We start from the raw sequence: 18,208 nt of genomic DNA, 5'->3' as shown, positions 1-18,208 counted from the left end.
AAGTTGTCCACCGGTGGACAATTATAAAGGAGAAAAGTGGGGAATGGCGAGTTGTAAAATCATCGTTAGTCTAATGCTGAAAATTAACCCGTTGCGCTCCGCACTTTCTACCGAAATGTGCTCACCACCCCAGTGCTTTCCGCTTAGCTACGTCACTGTTCCGGGAGCTAAAACCGGCTCCCAAAACAGTGACTAGGCTAATGCTCAAGCACTACCCGGTGTGGTTCGCACTCTTAATTCTGTAGTAGTTTTTGGAGGTCGCTGACTTGTTTTCTGAGTTCGGAATCGCGTTTGATGTTGGTGGCGATTTTTTCGTGGGCGTGGATGACGGTGGTGTGGTCTTTGCCGCCGAATTCTTTGCCGATTTTTGGTAGGGAGTTGTCGGTGAGTTCGCGGGCGAGGTACATGGCGATCTGGCGGGGTTCGACGATGTTTTTGGTGCGTTTCTTGCCGGTGATGTCGGCGACTTGGAGGCGATAATATTGGGCGACGACTTCTTGGATGCCGCTGATCGACAGGCCGCGTTCGGCGGAAAGTTCTTGGAGGCCTTGGAGCGCGGCCATGGCGTTTTCCAGGTCAATGTCGATCTTGTTGATGGTGCAGTAGGCCTGGACGCGGACGAGGGCGCCTTCCAGTTCGCGAATGTTGGTGTCGATCTGGCTGGCGATGTAGCTGAGGGTCTGGTCGTCGATTTCTAGGCCTTCCGCTAAGGCTTTGTTGCGCAGGATCGCGATCCGGGTTTCCAAGTCCGGTGGGGTGATGTCGGCGGATAAGCCAGACCGGAAGCGGGAAACTAAGCGGTCTTCCAGCTTGGGGATCTCGCTGGGGATCCGGTCAGAAGTGAGGACGATTTGTTTTTTGTTTTCATATAACTTGTTGAAGGTGTGGAAGAATTCTTCCTGGATCGCCTCTTTGTCCGCGAAGAACTGAATATCATCGACCAGCAAAAGGTCAACCGAGCGGTATTCGCGGCGGAAAGCCTCTTGGCGGCGGGTGCGGATCGAGTTGATCAAATCATTGGTGAACTCTTCGCTGGTGACGTATTTGACTTTGGCGTCAGGATTGCGGCGCAGCATTTCGTTGCCGATCGCCTGCATCAAATGGGTTTTGCCCAAACCCACGCCGCCGTAAATGTTCAAGGGGTTGTAAATCTCCCCAGGTTCTTCGGCCGCCGATAACGCCGCTGCTTGCGCCAGATAGTTGCCGGCGCCGATCACGAAATTATCGAAAGTATATTGGTCGTTTAAATGGGTGTCATGCCCGTAAACCGCTTTTTCGTCGTTATCCAGTGTCTGCGTTTGCCCTTGATTTTGGTTGGTGAGTTGGTTGGGCAAGCGGAGTTTGATCGTCATGGCCTGTCCGGTCAATTCTTCGAGGATCGTTTGGGTGGGATCCAATAAATGCTCATTCCAATAATTTAAGTGAAACTCTGAGGGCAGTTCAAGGACAAGGGTATCGCCGGAGATTTCGATTGGTTTAACGGAGGCAATCCAGGTGTTGTAGCTGACCGGCTTAAACGTTTTCTTAAGCTCGGCGCTGAGTTGTTGCCATAGTAATTTCGTACTATCCATGAATTTAGCCGCCTCTTTCTCCATCTTAAAAATAAATCGTAACTTAATTCTAGCATTTACTAAAAAAGTTTTCCACAGGTTTTTAGCTAGACCAATAAATTACGCACAGATTGCGGCTAATTTGTCCACAGGCTTGTGGACAAATTAAGGCAACGCCAACGAAAATAAAGTTATCCACAGCTGGGTGTGAATAACCAGCGCCGTCACGACTTGTTTTCATGAAAATATCCACCGAAAAGCGAGTTGTGGAAAGCGTTGCGCACCAAGCTGTGGACAACTGGAGTTATCCACATTTGCAGGGGACAAGTGGAATCAAGCGGTCCAACAATCCACAGGGATAATCCCAAGGAATGGTCCAACTTGTGGATAAGTAAATTGGCGATTTCAGCCTGATGAAATCGCCGTTTTAGGGCGCTTGGCCAGCGGCAAAATAGGTCGCTGAGAATTTCCCAAGCTGGTTGTCTAATCCGCAGAAAATGTTAGAATGAAAGTGAATAAAGGAATAAAAATGAAATCATTAAAAAATGATCGCCACCGGTGGCGCTTTGCCTGGCGGAGTGGCTTGATCAATACAGGCTTGGTCTTATTGGGTTATTTGTTGGGGTGTCTGCTCAGCGGGTTGTTAGGCGCCATTTGGGGCCAAGGTTTAGTGGTCGCCACGCTGGATCATTGGCGGGATCTGACCTTGACCCAAGGTGGCGCGATCAGCAGTTATCGCCAGCTCTGGTGGCGGCTTAACGGGCGCGGCATCCTGATCACGGTGGCCGCGACCACCTTATTACTGACCGGCTTGCTGACCCACGCCAAAAGTGACCGGGCCAACTAAAGGAATCACCAAGCCAGTCTGCCTGGCGCCCCCGTTTTTCTTGACCATCTTTTTGGATTCGTGTTTTTCTGATTTCGTGTTTTCTGATTTTGTGTTTTCTGATTTCGCATTTTTTGAATTCGTACTTTCTGATTTTATTTTCTCTGATTTTATTTTTTCTGATTTCGTGTATCTTGAATTCGTATGTTTTCTTGAATTCGCTTGTTTTTCGCCGCTTCGCCTCGATTTTCCACCTGAATGACGACTAAAACGCAACTTTTCAAAAAAAACCTGACGGAAACCCGAGAAATCTGTTTATTTTTCCAGAACTGTATGATAGTATGGATAAAGTAATTGCGCTTGAAGAACATATCAGAATTATTTCGAAACGATCTTCATGGTGTATCCACTTATATTTGGGAGGTGCCACACACATGACAACAAAACGGACATATCAACCTAAAAAACGTCATCGTCAACGCGTTCACGGTTTCATGAAACGCATGAGCACGAAAAACGGCCGTAGAGTATTAGCAAGACGTCGTAGTAAAGGTAGAAAAGTTTTATCTGCTTAAGGCCACTGAGTTTCAGTGGTTTTTTTTATTAGTTTATTTCGCGAGACAAAGATGGGAACGGCGTTATGCAGAAACGGTATCGGATCAAACGAGAAAAAGAATTTCAAGAAGTTTTTGCGGCTGGCCACTCCAAGGCTAACCGCAATTTTGTCGTCTATCAAATCAAGAAACCGGGGCAGACACATTACCGCGTTGGCATTTCTGTGGGCAAGAAAGTCGGTCACACCGCGGTTTGTCGCAATCAGATCAAGCGTTATATTCGTCAAAGTTTATTGGAATTATCCGATCAATTACCCGGCGATGTGGACTTTTTAGTGATCGCCCGCGCCAATGCGAAAAATTTAGATATGAAAGAGACTAAAACTAATCTCATCCATGTGCTAAAATTAAGTCAGTTGTTGCTTGAAGCACAAGCAGAATAATTCGATTCGTGAGGGAAAATTAGTGAAGAAACGCTCGCAGTTAAAGAAAATCATTTTACTGGTCGCGATCCTGAGTTTGGTTCTGGTCTTGACCGGCTGTTCTAATTTGAATGAGCCAATTACCAAGAGTAGCGCGGGATTCTGGGACCATTATGTCCTGTACCCCTTCTCTTGGTTTATCTTGAAGATCGCTTCGATCTTAGGCAACAGCTACGGCTGGGCCATCGTGGTCTTTACGATCATCGTGCGGATCGTGTTGTTGCCGCTGAACCATTTCAGCACCAAGAACATGAAGAAGCAACAGGAGATCCAACCAGAATTACAAGCGCTCCAAAAGAAATATTCCGACAAAGATGTGGAAACACAGCAGAAGTTGCGGAGTGAGACCCAGAAATTGATGTCCGAAGCTGGCGTCAATCCCATGATGGGTTGTTTGCCAATGCTGATCCAGATGCCATTCATGTACGCCTTGTACCAGGCGATCTGGCGCACCGAGGCGTTGAAGCAAGGGACGTTCCTCTGGATGCAATTAGGGGAGAAGGATCCCTACTACATTATGGCGATCCTGGCCGGTTTGTTCACGTTTTTGAGCACCTACATCAGTAACCTGTCCATGCCGCAAAGTGGTTCGACGGGTAAGATCATGATGTATGTGATGCCGTTGATGATCATCATCCCCGCTTTGAATATCGCTTCGGCGATGTCCCTGTACTGGGTTGTTTCCAACGCGTTCCAAGTGGTTCAGACGTTGATCTTACAAAACCCATTCCAAGCGAAACGGGAACGGGAGGCCAAGGAAGCGGAAGCCAAGGAGAAAGAGAAGGCTTTACGGCGCGCCTGGAAACGAGCGCGGCGCCGCTAATCGAGAAAGGGGTCGCTCAACATTATGGCACAGTATGAAGGAGTTACCGTGGCCGCGGCAGTTGAAAAAGGTTTAACTGCCTTGGGCCTGGAGGAAACAGAAGCAACGATCACGATCCGCCGCAAAGAAGCGAAAGGTTTCTTAGGCTTAGGGCGCAAAACCGCCCTGGTCGAAGTCGAGATTTCGGCGGAAACCGTCGCGCGGCGGCAAGCGGCGCAGAAGAAGATCGAAAAAGAAATGCGGCAAAATATCCGCACCGACGCGCAAAATGATCCGCAACGGCGCAGTGGCCAGCCAGCCGCTAAAGCCAGCGCGCCGACGCCTGCGTCAGCGACCGCAACCGCGGTCAAACCAGTGACACCAGCGCCGGCCGCGCCAGTGGCCCGCCCCGCGGCGCAACCAGCACCGGTCGCAACCGCTGAAACTGAAAATCGCAATGACGAACAAGCCGTCAAAGACTTGGCCTTATATTTGACTGATCTGACCCAACGCTTAGGCGCGCCATCTTTGGTGCGGATCGATCGGAAAAGTGATGACCGCCAAATCGTCTTTCATTTAGATACGGCGAAAGAAGGACTCCTGATCGGCAAGCATGGTCGCTCGATCAATTCCTTGCAGTACATCAGTCAAACCTTCTTTAATCACCGCGGCCGCACGCATCAGGCGATCGTGCTCAACGTTGGCGATTATCGCGAGCGCCGGGAACGCGTTCTGGCCTCAGTCGCCAAGCGCACCGCCCGCAATGTGATCGCCGATCATCAAGCGGTTTATTTGGATCCAATGCCGTCCTTCGAACGCAAGCAGATCCACACCTTGTTAGCGGACAGCCCCTATGTGGAAACCTATTCCGAAGGGGTCGATCCCGAACGCTATGTGGTGGTTGTCCCGCGCAAAACCGTTAAATTACCATAATTCACGCTACCAAAAAAGAGTAGGTCCCGCAGAAGTTTATTTCTGAAGGGTCCCACTCTTTTTTATTATGGCTCATTCTGATTTGATTGGTAAGTCCCGGCGCTGATCATACTTGGTGGCGTCGGTATAGTTCTCCTGTCTCGTCGCGCCCTGACCACAAATTTCCGCTCCGCTGACAAGGTAATAATTCTTGATTGGCGTGTTTGTCCCGAACTCTCGATTGATGGTATCGGTAATATCAAAATGGACTTGGCTATTCTGTTTGAAACTGAAAACTTCCATGATATAAATATAGGCGTCATTACCAGATTGGGTGCCATCCACGACGAAGATCCGCCGATGCTTGCTGATATCAGCGTCACCCTTGAGCCACAAGCGATTATCCTTTTGAACAAGCTCGATTTGATCAAGTTTATCTAGGGCGATCACTTTCTTGGTGCTTTCCCGATAGCGCAACATCAAGTAACCACCTGCCACTAGCAATGCAATCACGCCCACGAAGGTTAGAAGAATCTTGAGACCCCGATACTTGCCATGGCGCTTTTTCTTATTCATTGAGCTTCAAACCTTTCTGGACAAGCGATTATTTTAGCGTTCAGTCGCTTAAATACTTGATCAGTGATTCAAATAATACTTCAGGTTCTTCTGCTTGACCCCACTGATCCCCCACAAGATCGAGATCAACAGCATCATCACGACCAGGAGGAACAACGCCCCAATATTTTCGGGAGCGAACAGGTAGATAAACAAGCGGGCGCTACTTAATTTACTTAGCAGAAAGCGATTGAGTAAGGCGCAGATACCGCAAGAAATAAGGAAGTAAGCGCCAAACAAGAGCCCGTTCTCCAATGCGATCACTTGGAAGATATCTTTGCGCTGATAACCCAGGCTGTATAAAATCGCCAATTCACGACTACGGCCGTTGATATAACTCTTATTCAAGAAACAGATCAAGACACCGGCAATCAAAGCAATCGCCACAGAACCACCGATCAGGATCCAAATCAACCGCTGATAGATGGCGCCCAGCTCACCATGGCGGAGATCTTCCTGAGAAGTGATCTTGTAAGCGGGGTACTTCGTTTGTAATTGTTTCGTCAACTGCGGGACGTCGGTGTCGTGAGCAGCCACGATCAACATTCCTTGATAGCCGGTACCGACAGCCTGCTCGTATTGCGTGTAACTCGCGATGAGGCTCTGGCTGACCGCGGCGGTAGCCTCGTCCTCAGTCAGGAGATCACGATAAAATTGGTAGGTTTCCTTATCTAGGTAGACGGTCTTTTCATCTTCAGCGGCATAACCCACATAAATTGGGTACTTAGCGCTCAAACCATGGGCATAGTCGGTATTGTAGATGCCAGCGATCCGGTAGTGATGTTTCTTAGTTTGGCGATTTTTCCGAACATTTAGGGTTATGGACTTCCGCAAGACTTGGCGCAGATCCGTGGTGTGGTACTTCTGCAAGACAAGGACGTCAGGAATCAAGATCTCGTCGCTGCGATCATGGGGATAGTTCCCCGCGACGAGGTCAATGTTGGCTTCATTGAAGTCGCGAATGACGCGTTGGGGCGTGGACGACATGTTGAATTCAAAGGTGATCTCATCAAGCTTATTATTCAGCCGTTGATAACGTTGGATCAACGGGTCGAATTCTGCCGCTAAATAGGTCAATTTGAGTGTGTTCTGATGAGAATCATATAAGTTGACCCCACCTGGATTGAAGGGCGTCACACTTGCCACCCCGGTCAACTTACGCGCCGCGGTAAGGTCGGCCTGGGAAAACCCGATCCGCTTGCCATCGAAGGAACTCACAATGCCCTCCTTACGATAACGGGCATGGGTCTTTCGATTCAGATCTTGCGTATTCAGTGTTATTGCCCGCTCACTGATCCCGCCGAATGAATTCTTAAAGGATAAGGTCGAGCTGGTGCGAAAAGCCGTAAAGCTTAGAATAAAGGCAGAAATAATAATAATGATCGGGATCGCTAAGAAAAATAAACGCCGCTTGGTATGGCGGAGATTCGTCCAGGTATAGCTGAACAGATGTTTCTTGGCGGCCGAAGGGATCGTCGTTGGTGTCGCTGAGATGATCTCCCTTGAAACGTCATCTGGCGCCTCTTCTGGTCGGCTGCCCTTCGTCAAAACCAATTGCTGGTCTTGTAATTGATAGACCACGTCGGCGAACTCCGCCACCTGCGGATCATGGGTAATGATCAGAATCATGATTCCCTGTTGACGTAATTGATCCAAGTAGGTCATCGTCATTTCGATATTCTCTTGGTCAAGGTTACCGGTGGGTTCGTCCAGCAAGAGAATCTTCGGTTTCGCGATCACCGCGCGGGCGATGGCCAGTCGTTGTTTCTGACCACCACTTAAGTCAGCGACGATCGCCGTCTTGAATTGGGTCAACTTCATGGTAGCGAGCACGGTTTCGATCTGTTGGTCCGAATAATCGCCAGACAAATGTAAATTGTCGTAAACCGTTAAGTTCTCCAGCAGTTTGTAATCTTGGAAGACCATCCGCATTTCTTGTTCGCGAATGATCGCCCACTGCTTCTTGGTCAGTTCGGCCGCATTGTGCCCCAGTAGCTGATAATGGCCTTGATAATCGTTATCCAGGCCGAAAAGAATATTGAACAGCGTGCTCTTACCACTGCCGCTGGGTCCGATCAAAGCGTAGATCTTCTGAGGTTCGGTGAAACTGGCATTGGCTTGGTCCAGCACCACTTGCTGCTTGTATCGTTTCGAAAGTCCGGTCAATTCAATCATCATTGCTCATTTCACCTGCGCTAATCTGTGATCGATCGCTATCTAAAAAGGAGCCAAGCTAATTTGGCTCCGCAATTCAAAATCTGGATCTGATCAATTACTTCACAATAAAGTGTAGCATTAAAATCGTTACCAGTAAACGCTTTCTCGGGATTTTATTCAGCTAATATTGTTCATTAACGAAGGCGTAACTATCGAAATGGGTGGAATATCACAAAATTGTGGTGATATGCGCCACCCAATAGTTTTATTGAGGCTTAGGGATCCGCAAGTTAGTCTCGGTTGATCATCAGTTCGAGTTGGGCAATGGCTCGATTTTCTACTGGCGGCACGATCGCGAGTAGGTCATGAGGTTTCAATTTGAAATGGGCGGTTTGCCCAGGTAATAGCTGGGTGCCCCAGCTTGGGCCGTCCGTAGAAGTCGTTTTGTTCTTGGATACAACTTGAACGAGCAAAGCGAACTTGGTTGAACTGTTCTGATTACGGCGCCAAGTAATGGTGTAGTCACCACTGGCAATTTCCGCCCCCGCTAAATAATTCCCATAGGTATTTGTCAAGATACACTGACCAGCGGTGAACACCAACGGGCTAAAGCGGGCGGGCTTGAATTGAACCCGCCCGCTTCCCTGGAAAGACAAGTGTTCAGCGGGATTGTAGAATTGATTCTCCAAGCGTTGTCCACTGGCGAGACCGTTAACGCGCCCGCCAGTAACGCTGAGATCATAGTAACCTGGCGGGAAGTCCTGACCAGCTACGCGCTCTGCCACCGCTTTAGAAGCTCGGGCTTGATAGGTAAACGGTTTGGCGGTATTCTTCGCCACGCTACGTAAAAGTGAAGCGCTGTTCTGATTCAGATACTTGTGGTAGAGGCGTCCACCAAGACAGATCAACAATAGCGTGACCACCACCCAGAAGAGCCGTCTGCGTTGGCGTTCTTGGGTCTTCATTGCAAATGACCCTCTGCCATCTCATAAACCACATCGGCTAGAACAGCCAGATCTTCTTGGGAATGACTGGCGATCACAATTGTCGCGCCGCGTTTCTTCTCGGCCAAAAGAATCTCACGGACCTGCTCAACACCATCGGTATCGATCGCGTTGGTTGGTTCATCCAGGAGGATCAAATCCGGGCGTTCAAAGATTGCTTGGGCGATGGCCAAACGTTGGCGCATCCCCAATGAGAATTTCTTGACGATTCGTTGATCGGCTGGATCCAGACCGACCCGCCGGATCGCGGTTTCAATGTCAGTATCAGATGCGACTTTCTTGATTCTGGCCAGTAGTTGCAAGTTCCTCATGGCGGTATGTTCTGGCAGCAGGTTATCATTTTCAATCAGAATGCCTAGACTTGGTGGGAAATCAATTTCGTCGTGAAGTGTTTGGTCGTTGATGATGATCTTACCCGTGTCGATATTGATCAGTCCAGCGATTGCCCGTAATAGCATTGTTTTGCCGGCGCCGTTCTTACCACGAAGGCCATAGATGTAGCCAGCTTCAAAGTTGACGGAGATCCGGTCCAAAATAGGTTGCCCTTTGATTGCTTTGCTAATTTGTTTGACTTCGATCATCTTGATCCTCCTCTAAATTAAATCCATTTGTTCAAACCGTCTTTGACCCCAAGCCAGCGCTGCGATGAGGACAAGCCCCAGTGTAAGCCAATAGGATCCGGGCTGACTGATCCGACTAGCCATCAACGCGTTGGGAAAGAGGATCAGCGTCCAGGGACTGCGATAATCGATTCCTGTAATTGAAAGCGAGACAAGCACGTATATATTGAGCCCAAGATAACCGATCAAAGGGGACACATACAGGGAAATAAGAAATTGGATCGAGAACAGCACTAGAAAGGTCATTAAAGACAAAGCCAAGTTTGGCAAATCAAGCGGCCAAAGTGGGAATTGCCGGATTGCCCGCGTCAGCGTATAGACCAGTAATAAGAAGATTAGGATACCCATTTGACTGAGGATGCGGTGGCAATAAAGTTGCCAATAGGAGATCCGGCGACCAGCTTGGCGCACGATTCGTTGCGCATAAGGCCCGTGCAGCCGAGTATTGATGAAATCCAATTGAATCGCCGTTGTTAGGATAATGGGAAAAAGCCAGAGCCGCATTAAGTATTGATTGGCCGCGATTGGCAACCCGTCAGTGAAGAAATACGCTTTCCCTGACTCTAAACCGGAAAAAGTACATCCATAGATAATGACCGGGATGATCGCGGCGATTAGCCAGCATGATGATCGTGATCCCAATGTTGTTCAACAAACAGTTAACGGCAGTGACGAAGCGTATCTCCGCCTCAAACCAGGAGTTGATCGCCTCCTTGAATGATTGGTTGGGCGGGCTGTTCGAGTTGCGTTGGAATGGGGCGGCCAAGAAACTTTGGACCCGGATCAGCCCTAAAGCCAAGGCGTTAGAAGACAGTTATGTCAAGAATGAGACCGTGGATAGTTGGATCGGCTTCTTTGGCAACATTACCGGGACGATCTCCCAATTCGCCCTGATTCTATTGGCCAGTTATCTGTCTACTCGTGGTCTGGTCACCACCGGGGTCGTGGTCAGTGTCGGCGATTTCATTTATTTGATTTTTACTGGTTTGGTGACTATGAGCAATAACATTACCAGTCACATCTCAGGTAAGGCAATCAGTGAGAAGTACCAGCACTTGTTGCAGACGAAGCAACCTGCGGACACGGAGACGAACAAACAAGTGTTAGCTGGTCAGCCCCAGCTGGTTAAAGTCGCTGATTTGAGTTACGAATATCCGAATAAGACGATCAAATTCCCTGATTTCACCATCAAAGAAGGCAGTAAAGTGGCGATCGTTGGCCCCAGCGGTGTCGGGAAAACCACGTTGATGGAGATCCTGAGTGGTGAACTGACCGGTTATCAAGGTGTCGCCCAGATCAATGACCTGGATATAAAGAATATCGATCAAGAATCACTGCGCGAGAAAATCGGGATCATCCCCCAAACCAGTCACGTGTTCAAGACCACGATCGCCGAAAATGTGCTCCTGTTTGATGAAGGCCTCAAGACCGAACTAGCGCCAACGCTGGAGAAAGTCAACTTAGCGGCCACGGTCCAGGGCATGACTGACGGGGTCGAAACCGTGGTCGATCCGGCCAATGGCACCATGTCTGGTGGCGAGATGCAGCGGATCTCCTTGGCCCGGGCTCTGATTCGCGGCAAAGAATTTCTGATCATGGACGAGGGGACTTCAGCTTTAGATGAAGCCAACGCCCGTGACATCGTTCAGCGCCTATTGAACCAACCAGAGATCACGCTTCTAATGGTCACCCACACCAGCGATCATCAGTTAGTGGCCCAGTTTGATCAAGTCATCAAATTAGGAGCTTGAGTTTTGGCTCGCCTGGGCACTGCTCTCGCCGAAAGTCAGCCCAGATTACATGGCGGTGACCGATTTACGAGAGAATCTCCTCACATTGGCAAGGGTCACGGGGCGCGTTTAACCCAGTCATTTCGTCCAATTCCAGTTAGAATATTTGCTTAGATAGATGCGTACAAAATTCCAATGAAACTTCGAAAGAAACTTCGAAAGAAACTTCGAAAAAAATTCCAATGAAACTTCGAAAAAAACAGAGATTCTTTCAATGCAGCAATCGCAAAGCTTGCTGTCTTGAGAATCTCTGTTCTTTTATGTACCCAAGCGGCATTTGGCTGGGGCCCCCAACTTGGGCCGCCCGTAGAAATCGTTGCGTTCTTGGCAACAACTTGAACGAGCAAGGCGAACTGGGAGTCAGACCTTCAACATCAGAGTCACAAAAACACGCCGATTGGTACCGATCAACAGGCAATCGGAACTAATCGGCGTGTTTCCTGTTGCTGCTTCCGAAATTAAGCTTGGTTCTCCTGGAGCCGCGCGCGAAGTAGGTAAGTGATGATCAGCAGGATCAGTTGGTTAAACAGCGCCCACAGCGAGCTCACCCCGAATTTCGCAGCGCAAGCCGCGGCCAACCTACTTTTGCTAGGTTAATGCTCAAAGTCAACCCGTCCGTTGCGCTCCGCACTCTTTCTTGTCGCAACAATTGATTTTATAACCGAATTAGTGTAAACTTAGCTTAGAAAATATTATTACGGCATAAGCTGTTTAAACGACGATAAAGATTATTCAAATCGTTGGCTGGACAGAGCCAAAAAAATTTGGAGGTTTTGATCATGAAAAAATATTCTTTTACAAAACGGGAACTTCAGGTTTTACAGATCTTATGGGGGAGTGAGAACGCTTTATCCGCCAAAGAGATCGCTGGAGCGGAACCGGGGTTGAGTCAGAATACGGTCTTGACGGTGTTAAAGAAGTTGCTGGCTAGTAAGTTCGTTGAGACTTCAGGCGTGACCTACAGTGGTACGGTGTTGGCGCGGCAGTTTACGGCGGTTCTGCCTAAGGAGGAATATCTGGAGTCCTTGGTTTCCCGTCAAGAAATGATGAAAGTCGTTTCTAACTTCATTGGGGATAGTTCCGATAATGAATTGGATGCGTTGGAGGCTTATATCAAAGAGAAACGTCAAGATAACAAATAGGTGAGGGGGTGCTTAAATGCAATTTTCCTTATTTTCTTTGTTCATCTCGTTGACGATGGTCTTTATCTTGGTTGTGTTGTTCCACCTGATTCTTAATAATTCCGTTCTTTTTAAGAGTTTCCGCGTTGATTTCTTATTGGCTTTCTGTGTGGTCTTGGTGCTTAGGATTCTGTTTCCCTTGGAGTTCCGAAGTACGCACACCCTGTTCTCCACCAAAGCGCTGCCGGTGATCTATACCTGGTTGCGTCAGCCGGTCTCACTTGGCGGGATTCATTTGACGCTCATCCAGCTCTTATTGGTCCTGTGGATCGTTAGCGCGGCTTGTTATCTGCTCGTTTGGACAGTGAAACAGTTGGTGACCGTGGGGAGAATCCGGAAGCTCTTTAAGGGCGTCACGCCAGAACAATATCAACCGGCAGGGGCGTCCGCTCGCCCGGTCAAAGTGTACGACATTGAGAGGGAGTTCTCCTCATTCATGATGGGCTACTTTCGGCCGGTGATCGTGATTCCGAGATTCCTTAGAGATTCACCGGATCTACCATTTGCTCTGTACCATGAATGGCGCCATATCAGGAACAAGGATGCTTGGGTCAAATTATTGATGGGGCTGATCAGCTGTGTCTATTGGTGGTTTCCGCCGATCCACTGGTTTGAGAAACAATTGATGTTGGTGCTCGAGATCCATGTGGATACGCAAGTGCAGCGTCATCTTGGCAACGGTGAGAAGGACTATCGATACGCGGAGAGCTTGATTGATGTTTCACGTCACCTAAATCAGCACACGGCCAACCAGAAACATGCTTCGTCGTTTCCACCGAATCTATCCTCAGCTTTCGTGATCGATGAAAAGGCCACCTTAACGAAACGGATCAAATTCCTGTTGGAGAAGCATCCAATCAAGCACACCCGCATCCTGACGCTCCTCTTCACGGTGGCGTTGATGTATACGGCGACAGCGGTCATCGTGGTGCCTTATTACACGGATTCGGAACTGATCAAAGGTACTGGGGTGATCTCCGAAGATGGCAAGGCCGATGACCATATTCTTAAACGGGGCACGGCTTACTATTTGATCCTAGATGGTAAGAATTACGGTAGGATCACGAATATTCATGACGAAACTATTCAAGGGCTTGAAATTAGAGAGGAAGAAGAAAATGACTATAAGAACGCTCCAACAGAGTAAATGGCTCTATTTAGCGGCGGCGTTCCTCGCGTGGGGTATCGTGACGCAACAGGAAACGCATCAAGTCGCGGCGGCCACGACGACAGAGGTCGCCAGTAGCGTGATGAATCAACCGGACGTTGAGCTGGATACGACGTACGCGGCGCAGGCGGCCGTTACTAAATGGCGCTATAAGACTGTGAACGGCATCATCTATCGGAGACAATATAATGTGACAACTGATTCTTGGATCGGGAAATGGGTACGAGTCTGACAAACCTTGGTCGCTCATTAGGTTTGGCAGCGCGCGATCGTTACTGGATAAACAGCTAAACGCAATTATGTTAGTGATCGACATTACAAAAACTGCACCTCACCAGTAAATCGGTGAGGTGCAGTTTTGATTTTTTGCTAAATAATTATGGTGCATCGTTACAGCTACGCTAATTAGTAATTAGGAAAAGATGGAAGTGGTTGTGGTTCACATTGTTAGCGGTAGTGAGTTTGGCGTTCTTGGTGGCCTGCAAGCGGGGGAGTGATTTGGTTAAGTCTGCTGATGAAATCGGTATCAATATGTAAAAACATTCATTTTCTATTGTCATTAGAGAAATACATATGATATAATGAATAAAAGGATAGAAAGTTTTTTTGAAATCAGTCTATGTAAAAAAATCGGAAGAGGTATCTTCCGCGCGGACGTTATCAATGTTCAGGACGGCAAACATGCTTCGAGAGGAGGTATTTAAATGATAGGCGATACAATGGTGATTTTGGCGGCGCTGGTAATCGTGATTGTGCTACTATTGATTTTGACGATTGCTGTGCTACATTTGGTCAAGAAAACTAAACAGTAGAGAGAATTCTCGCCATGGTTCTGATCGGCCATCAGGATCATGGCGTTAAGGGTTTCTAAGGCGATGTTTGCTTTCGCCGCGCAAATTCTGTGAGGCGACGATTATCTTGTCAAGCCTTTAACTCGGCGGTTCACGTGGACACGGGCATTAAACAGACGGCAAGAATAGGCGGGTAAACCTGGGGCCGACCATTGTTTGGGTAGGTTGGCGCTTTACTTTTCGGCCATTTTGGTTTATATTATTCCTACAAGTTAAGCGATAAAGTAGTCAAAGTGCTTTATCTACGCGGCGGGACTGATCGGCGCGTAGATTTTAGGCACTTTTTTTATGGTCAAAAATCAAGAAAGAGGTTTTAACATGGCAACGGTCACGGAATATGATACGATCACGGCGATCTCGACGCCGCCTGGTGAAGGGGCGATCTCGATCGTGCGTTTGTCTGGGGAGCAAGCGGTCGCGCTGGCGAATCGGGTCTTTCGCGGGGCGGATCTGACCCAAGTGGCCAGTCACACCTTGCATTATGGGCACATTATCGACCCGGCGGATCACGAGGAACTGGATGAGGTGATGGTCGCGGTGATGCGGGCGCCCAAGACATTCACCCGCGAAGATGTGGTCGAGATCAATTGCCATGGGGGCATCGTTTCAACTAATCGGATCTTACAACTGTTGTTGGCTGTAGGCGCGCGGATGGCCGAGCCCGGCGAATTCACCAAGCGGGCTTTCCTTAATGGACGGATCGATTTGACCCAGGCGGAATCGGTGATGGATCTGATCCGGGCCAAGACGGACGCGGCGATGAAAGTGGCGTTGAACCAGCTGGACGGCAATCTGGAGCACTTGATCAAGAATTTGCGTCAGGAGATCTTGCAAGTGTTGGCTCAAGTCGAGGTCAATATCGATTATCCGGAATATGACGAAGAACAACTGACCGCGCAAATGTTGCGGGAGAAGGCCGGGACCGTTCAACAAGAGATCAGCCAATTGCTGGCCACCGCCGGTCAAGGCAAAATTTTGCGTGAGGGCTTGGCGACGGCGATCATTGGTCGGCCTAACGTGGGCAAGTCCTCGTTGCTAAATTACTTGTTACATGAGGACAAGGCGATCGTCACGGATGTGGCCGGAACGACCCGAGATGTGTTGGAGGAATATGTCAATGTCCAAGGGGTGCCGCTGAAATTGATCGACACCGCTGGGATCCATGACACCGAAGACAAAGTCGAGAAGATCGGCGTGGCCCGCAGCAAGAAAGCCTTGGCGAGCGCGGACCTGATCATCTTGGTCCTGAATGGCAGTGAGCCTTTAACGGCGGCGGATCGGGAATTATTACAACTGACTAGCCAACAGAAGCGGATCATTGTCTTGAACAAGGCGGATCTGCAAGCGGTCACCACGCAAACCGAATTGACCGCGTTAGGTGTGACCAGCGCGCCTTTGGTGGTTTCGGTCAAGGATCAAGCCGGGTTGGATCAGCTGGAAACCACGATCAAAACCATGTTTTTCGGCGGGATCGAGAATCAACAAAAGGATATCCTGGTCTCCAATAATCGCCAGATCGGCTTGTTGCGTCAGGCGCAACAGGCGTTACATGATGTTTTGGCTGGCTTAGACGCGGGCTTGCCCGTTGATCTGGTCCAGATCGACATGACCAATTGCTGGGACAAGTTGGGGGAGATCACCGGAGAAAGCGCGCCGGACGAATTGATCACCCAGCTGTTCAGCCAGTTTTGTTTAGGAAAGTAGGAAGTCAACGTGGAAGTCAAGCAGTATAGTTCCAAAGAATATGACGTGATCGTGGTCGGCGCAGGCCATGCCGGCTGTGAAGCCGCGTTAGCCGCCGCCCGCATGGGGCAGAAAACCTTGTTGTTGACGATCAATCTAGATATGGTCGCTTTCATGCCATGCAATCCTTCACTAGGTGGCCCCGCCAAAGGCACCGTGGTTCGCGAGATCGACGCGTTAGGCGGACAAATGGGGCAAAATATCGATGCCACTTATATTCAAATGCGGATGTTGAATACAGGAAAAGGTCCAGCGGTGCGGGCGTTGCGCGCGCAAGCGGACAAGGCCGATTATCATGCCGTTATGAAGGACACCTTGGAGAACGAACCGAATCTAACTTTGCGCCAAGGCCTGGTCAATGACCTGATCGTGACCGACGGGGTTTGTCGCGGCGTGATCACGGCGACCGGCGCTTGTTACGAAGCGAAAAGTGTGGTTTTGACCGCGGGGACCTCTTCTCGGGGCAAGATCATTATTGGTGAATTGACCTACTCTTCTGGGCCCAACAATTCGCTGCCCTCGATCAAATTGTCCGAAAGTTTGGAGCGCTTAGGCTTCAAGTTACGCCGTTTCAAAACCGGCACGCCGCCGCGGGTCGATGGGAATACGATCGACTACGACCAGACCATCGAGCAACCTGGCGACAAGCAACCGAACCACTTCTCTTATTTGACACCGGATTCAGCCTACGTCAAGGATCAATTATCTTGCTGGATGACTTATACCAATGGCACCACGCATCAGATCATTCGCGATAACTTGGACCGCGCGCCAATGTTCTCGGGGATCATTGAAGGGGTCGGCCCTCGTTATTGTCCGTCAATCGAGGATAAGATCGTTCGCTTCGCGGATAAACCGCGGCACCAATTATTTTTGGAGCCAGAAGGTCGTCACACAGAAGAATATTATGTGGGTGATTTCTCCACTTCGATGCCGGAGGAGATCCAGCTGAAGATGTTGCATTCTGTCGCCGGTCTGGAACACGCCGAGTTGATGCGGCCCGGTTACGCCATTGAATATGACGTGATCGAACCGTGGCAATTGACCCATACGCTGGAAACGAAAGTCGTGAAGAACCTCTTCACCGCCGGCCAAATGAACGGGACTTCAGGCTACGAAGAGGCTGGCGGCCAGGGCTTGATCGCCGGGATCAACGCCGCGTTACGAGCGGCAGGCCGCCCCGCTGACTTCACCTTAGGCCGAGACGAAGCCTATATCGGCGTGATGATCGACGACTTGGTCACCAAAGGCACCAACGAACCCTACCGGCTCTTGACCAGCCGCGCCGAATACCGGTTGATCCTGCGCCACGACAACGCCGACCTACGCCTAACGGAAAAGGGCCATGAGCTAGGCCTGATCTCCGCCGACCGTTACCAAGCCTTTCGCGTTAAACAAGCCGCGATCACCACAGAACTCCAGCGTCTCGCCAATGTCCGCATCAAACCCGGTCAGGCAGGGGTCCAAGAATTATTAGCGGCTAAGGAAATGGCGCCGCTGAAAGATGGTCTTCTGGCCAGCGAATTCTTGAAACGCCCTCAGATCAGCTATCAAGACGTGGCGGCCTTGATCGGTCCCGGCGCGCCAGCCGTTGATCGGTACGTGCAAGAACAAGTTGAGATCCAGTTGAAGTACGCTGGCTACATCCACAAAGAAGAACAAAAAATCGCCCGCCTGCGCCGCCTGGAAGCCAAGAAGATCCCCGAGCGCTTGGATTACGCGGCGATCAATGGACTTGCCACCGAAGCGCGCCAGAAATTGACCAAGATCCAACCGGAAACCTTGGCCCAAGCGTCCCGGATCAGTGGCGTCAATCCCGCCGACTTGGCGATCCTCAGCGTCTACATCGAGCAGGGCCGGATCGCGAAAGTCGCCAAGTAGTCCGCCAACGCGTCCGCACGCAGGCTCATAAGAAAAAAAGAACCACGATTGGAAATCTTCGCGAGATTTCCA

17 protein-coding genes are annotated in these 18,208 nt (G+C 49.6%); 11 read left to right on the top strand and 6 right to left on the bottom strand.

The features are described from left to right. Positions 1–233 precede the first annotated feature (233 nt). Positions 234–1,571, bottom strand: coding sequence for a chromosomal replication initiator protein DnaA (gene dnaA / locus ACYVSB_RS05285; protein ID WP_125601402.1), 1,338 nt, complete (start codon positions 1,569–1,571; stop codon positions 234–236). A 508-nt stretch (positions 1,572–2,079) separates the two neighbouring features. Between dnaA and ACYVSB_RS05280 the strand changes: the two genes are divergently transcribed. From ACYVSB_RS05280 to jag, 5 genes are all read left to right on the top strand, one after another. Then, a complete protein-coding gene (locus ACYVSB_RS05280) occupies positions 2,080–2,397 on the top strand; it encodes a hypothetical protein (RefSeq protein ID WP_125601406.1) in 318 nt (105 codons plus the stop codon). Between the two features lie 413 nt (positions 2,398–2,810). Next, on the top strand, positions 2,811–2,951 hold the full coding sequence (gene rpmH / locus ACYVSB_RS05275) for a 50S ribosomal protein L34 (protein ID WP_083479007.1): 141 nt from the start codon (positions 2,811–2,813) through the stop codon (positions 2,949–2,951). Positions 2,952–3,016: 65 nt separating this feature from the next. Further along, the gene (gene rnpA / locus ACYVSB_RS05270) at positions 3,017–3,373 is read left to right on the top strand and encodes a ribonuclease P protein component (protein ID WP_125601409.1); all 357 of its coding nucleotides are present in this window, start codon (positions 3,017–3,019) and stop codon (positions 3,371–3,373) included. A gap of 22 nt (positions 3,374–3,395) precedes the next feature. Beyond that, a complete protein-coding gene (yidC, locus tag ACYVSB_RS05265; protein ID WP_225422210.1) occupies positions 3,396–4,235 on the top strand; it encodes a membrane protein insertase YidC in 840 nt (279 codons plus the stop codon). A 24-nt stretch (positions 4,236–4,259) separates the two neighbouring features. Further along, positions 4,260–5,147, top strand: coding sequence for an RNA-binding cell elongation regulator Jag/EloR (gene jag / locus ACYVSB_RS05260; protein ID WP_125601412.1), 888 nt, complete (start codon positions 4,260–4,262; stop codon positions 5,145–5,147). Positions 5,148–5,219: 72 nt separating this feature from the next. On the opposite strand, the gene ACYVSB_RS05255 is transcribed toward jag, so the two are convergent. The 5 genes from ACYVSB_RS05255 to ACYVSB_RS05235 form a co-directional block, all read right to left on the bottom strand. After that, complete coding sequence (locus ACYVSB_RS05255) at positions 5,220–5,702, bottom strand: hypothetical protein (protein ID WP_125601415.1); 483 nt, start codon at positions 5,700–5,702, stop codon at positions 5,220–5,222. Between the two features lie 60 nt (positions 5,703–5,762). Then, entirely contained in the window at positions 5,763–7,919 is a 2,157-nt protein-coding gene (locus ACYVSB_RS05250; RefSeq protein ID WP_461218685.1) for an ABC transporter ATP-binding protein/permease, read from the bottom strand. Positions 7,920–8,188: 269 nt separating this feature from the next. Then, positions 8,189–8,863: a hypothetical protein gene (locus ACYVSB_RS05245; protein WP_125601422.1), complete on the bottom strand. Its 675-nt coding sequence runs from the start codon at positions 8,861–8,863 to the stop codon at positions 8,189–8,191. Beyond that, positions 8,860–9,483 (bottom strand): ATP-binding cassette domain-containing protein, encoded by a 624-nt coding sequence (locus tag ACYVSB_RS05240; protein WP_125601425.1) that lies wholly within the window; start codon positions 9,481–9,483, stop codon positions 8,860–8,862. The genes ACYVSB_RS05245 and ACYVSB_RS05240 overlap by 4 nt, the downstream gene beginning before the upstream one ends. A gap of 12 nt (positions 9,484–9,495) precedes the next feature. After that, a complete protein-coding gene (locus tag ACYVSB_RS05235; protein WP_125601428.1) occupies positions 9,496–10,164 on the bottom strand; it encodes a DUF2705 family protein in 669 nt (222 codons plus the stop codon). On the opposite strand from ACYVSB_RS05235, the gene ACYVSB_RS05230 reads away from it, so the two are divergent. The 6 genes from ACYVSB_RS05230 (at position 10,146) to mnmG (ending at position 18,136) form a co-directional block, all read left to right on the top strand. Then, complete coding sequence (locus ACYVSB_RS05230; RefSeq protein ID WP_125601431.1) at positions 10,146–11,273, top strand: ATP-binding cassette domain-containing protein; 1,128 nt, start codon at positions 10,146–10,148, stop codon at positions 11,271–11,273. The two genes, ACYVSB_RS05235 and ACYVSB_RS05230, sit on opposite strands and share 19 nt — an antisense overlap. An 818-nt stretch (positions 11,274–12,091) precedes the next feature. Beyond that, on the top strand, positions 12,092–12,454 hold the full coding sequence (locus ACYVSB_RS05225) for a BlaI/MecI/CopY family transcriptional regulator (protein ID WP_125601434.1): 363 nt from the start codon (positions 12,092–12,094) through the stop codon (positions 12,452–12,454). A 16-nt stretch (positions 12,455–12,470) separates the two neighbouring features. Further along, positions 12,471–13,640, top strand: a complete 1,170-nt coding sequence (locus ACYVSB_RS05220) for a M56 family metallopeptidase (RefSeq protein ID WP_461218684.1) — start codon at positions 12,471–12,473, stop codon at positions 13,638–13,640. Then, positions 13,612–13,893, top strand: a complete 282-nt coding sequence (locus ACYVSB_RS05215) for a hypothetical protein (RefSeq protein ID WP_461218683.1) — start codon at positions 13,612–13,614, stop codon at positions 13,891–13,893. The genes ACYVSB_RS05220 and ACYVSB_RS05215 overlap by 29 nt, the downstream gene beginning before the upstream one ends. Before the next feature lie 937 nt (positions 13,894–14,830). After that, a complete protein-coding gene (gene mnmE, locus ACYVSB_RS05210) occupies positions 14,831–16,216 on the top strand; it encodes a tRNA uridine-5-carboxymethylaminomethyl(34) synthesis GTPase MnmE (protein WP_461218682.1) in 1,386 nt (461 codons plus the stop codon). 9 nt (positions 16,217–16,225) lie between these two features. Then, the gene (gene mnmG / locus ACYVSB_RS05205; protein WP_461218681.1) at positions 16,226–18,136 is read left to right on the top strand and encodes a tRNA uridine-5-carboxymethylaminomethyl(34) synthesis enzyme MnmG; all 1,911 of its coding nucleotides are present in this window, start codon (positions 16,226–16,228) and stop codon (positions 18,134–18,136) included. The last annotated feature ends 72 nt before the right edge of the window (positions 18,137–18,208 follow it).

It is taken from the genome of Lapidilactobacillus salsurivasis, assembly GCF_054785215.1.
The sequence above is the reverse complement of the archived record's forward strand: the minus strand, read 5'-3'. Positions and strand labels throughout refer to the sequence as shown.

Bases quoted from the DNA above. Each gene is read 5' to 3' on its own strand.
- rpmH (WP_083479007.1), top strand. From the start codon at position 2,811: ATGACAACAAAACGGACATATCAACCTAAAAAACGTCATCGTCAACGC.
- ACYVSB_RS05215 (WP_461218683.1), top strand. From the start codon at position 13,612: ATGACTATAAGAACGCTCCAACAGAGTAAATGGCTCTATTTAGCGGCG.
- jag (WP_125601412.1), top strand. From the start codon at position 4,260: ATGGCACAGTATGAAGGAGTTACCGTGGCCGCGGCAGTTGAAAAAGGT.
- ACYVSB_RS05255 (WP_125601415.1), bottom strand. From the start codon at position 5,702: ATGAATAAGAAAAAGCGCCATGGCAAGTATCGGGGTCTCAAGATTCTT.
- ACYVSB_RS05230 (WP_125601431.1), top strand. From the start codon at position 10,146: ATGATGATCGTGATCCCAATGTTGTTCAACAAACAGTTAACGGCAGTG.
- ACYVSB_RS05245 (WP_125601422.1), bottom strand. From the start codon at position 8,863: ATGAAGACCCAAGAACGCCAACGCAGACGGCTCTTCTGGGTGGTGGTC.
- ACYVSB_RS05240 (WP_125601425.1), bottom strand. From the start codon at position 9,483: ATGATCGAAGTCAAACAAATTAGCAAAGCAATCAAAGGGCAACCTATT.
- ACYVSB_RS05225 (WP_125601434.1), top strand. From the start codon at position 12,092: ATGAAAAAATATTCTTTTACAAAACGGGAACTTCAGGTTTTACAGATC.
- dnaA (WP_125601402.1), bottom strand. From the start codon at position 1,571: ATGGATAGTACGAAATTACTATGGCAACAACTCAGCGCCGAGCTTAAG.
- ACYVSB_RS05220 (WP_461218684.1), top strand. From the start codon at position 12,471: ATGCAATTTTCCTTATTTTCTTTGTTCATCTCGTTGACGATGGTCTTT.
- mnmE (WP_461218682.1), top strand. From the start codon at position 14,831: ATGGCAACGGTCACGGAATATGATACGATCACGGCGATCTCGACGCCG.
- rnpA (WP_125601409.1), top strand. From the start codon at position 3,017: ATGCAGAAACGGTATCGGATCAAACGAGAAAAAGAATTTCAAGAAGTT.
- ACYVSB_RS05250 (WP_461218685.1), bottom strand. From the start codon at position 7,919: ATGATGATTGAATTGACCGGACTTTCGAAACGATACAAGCAGCAAGTG.
- ACYVSB_RS05280 (WP_125601406.1), top strand. From the start codon at position 2,080: ATGAAATCATTAAAAAATGATCGCCACCGGTGGCGCTTTGCCTGGCGG.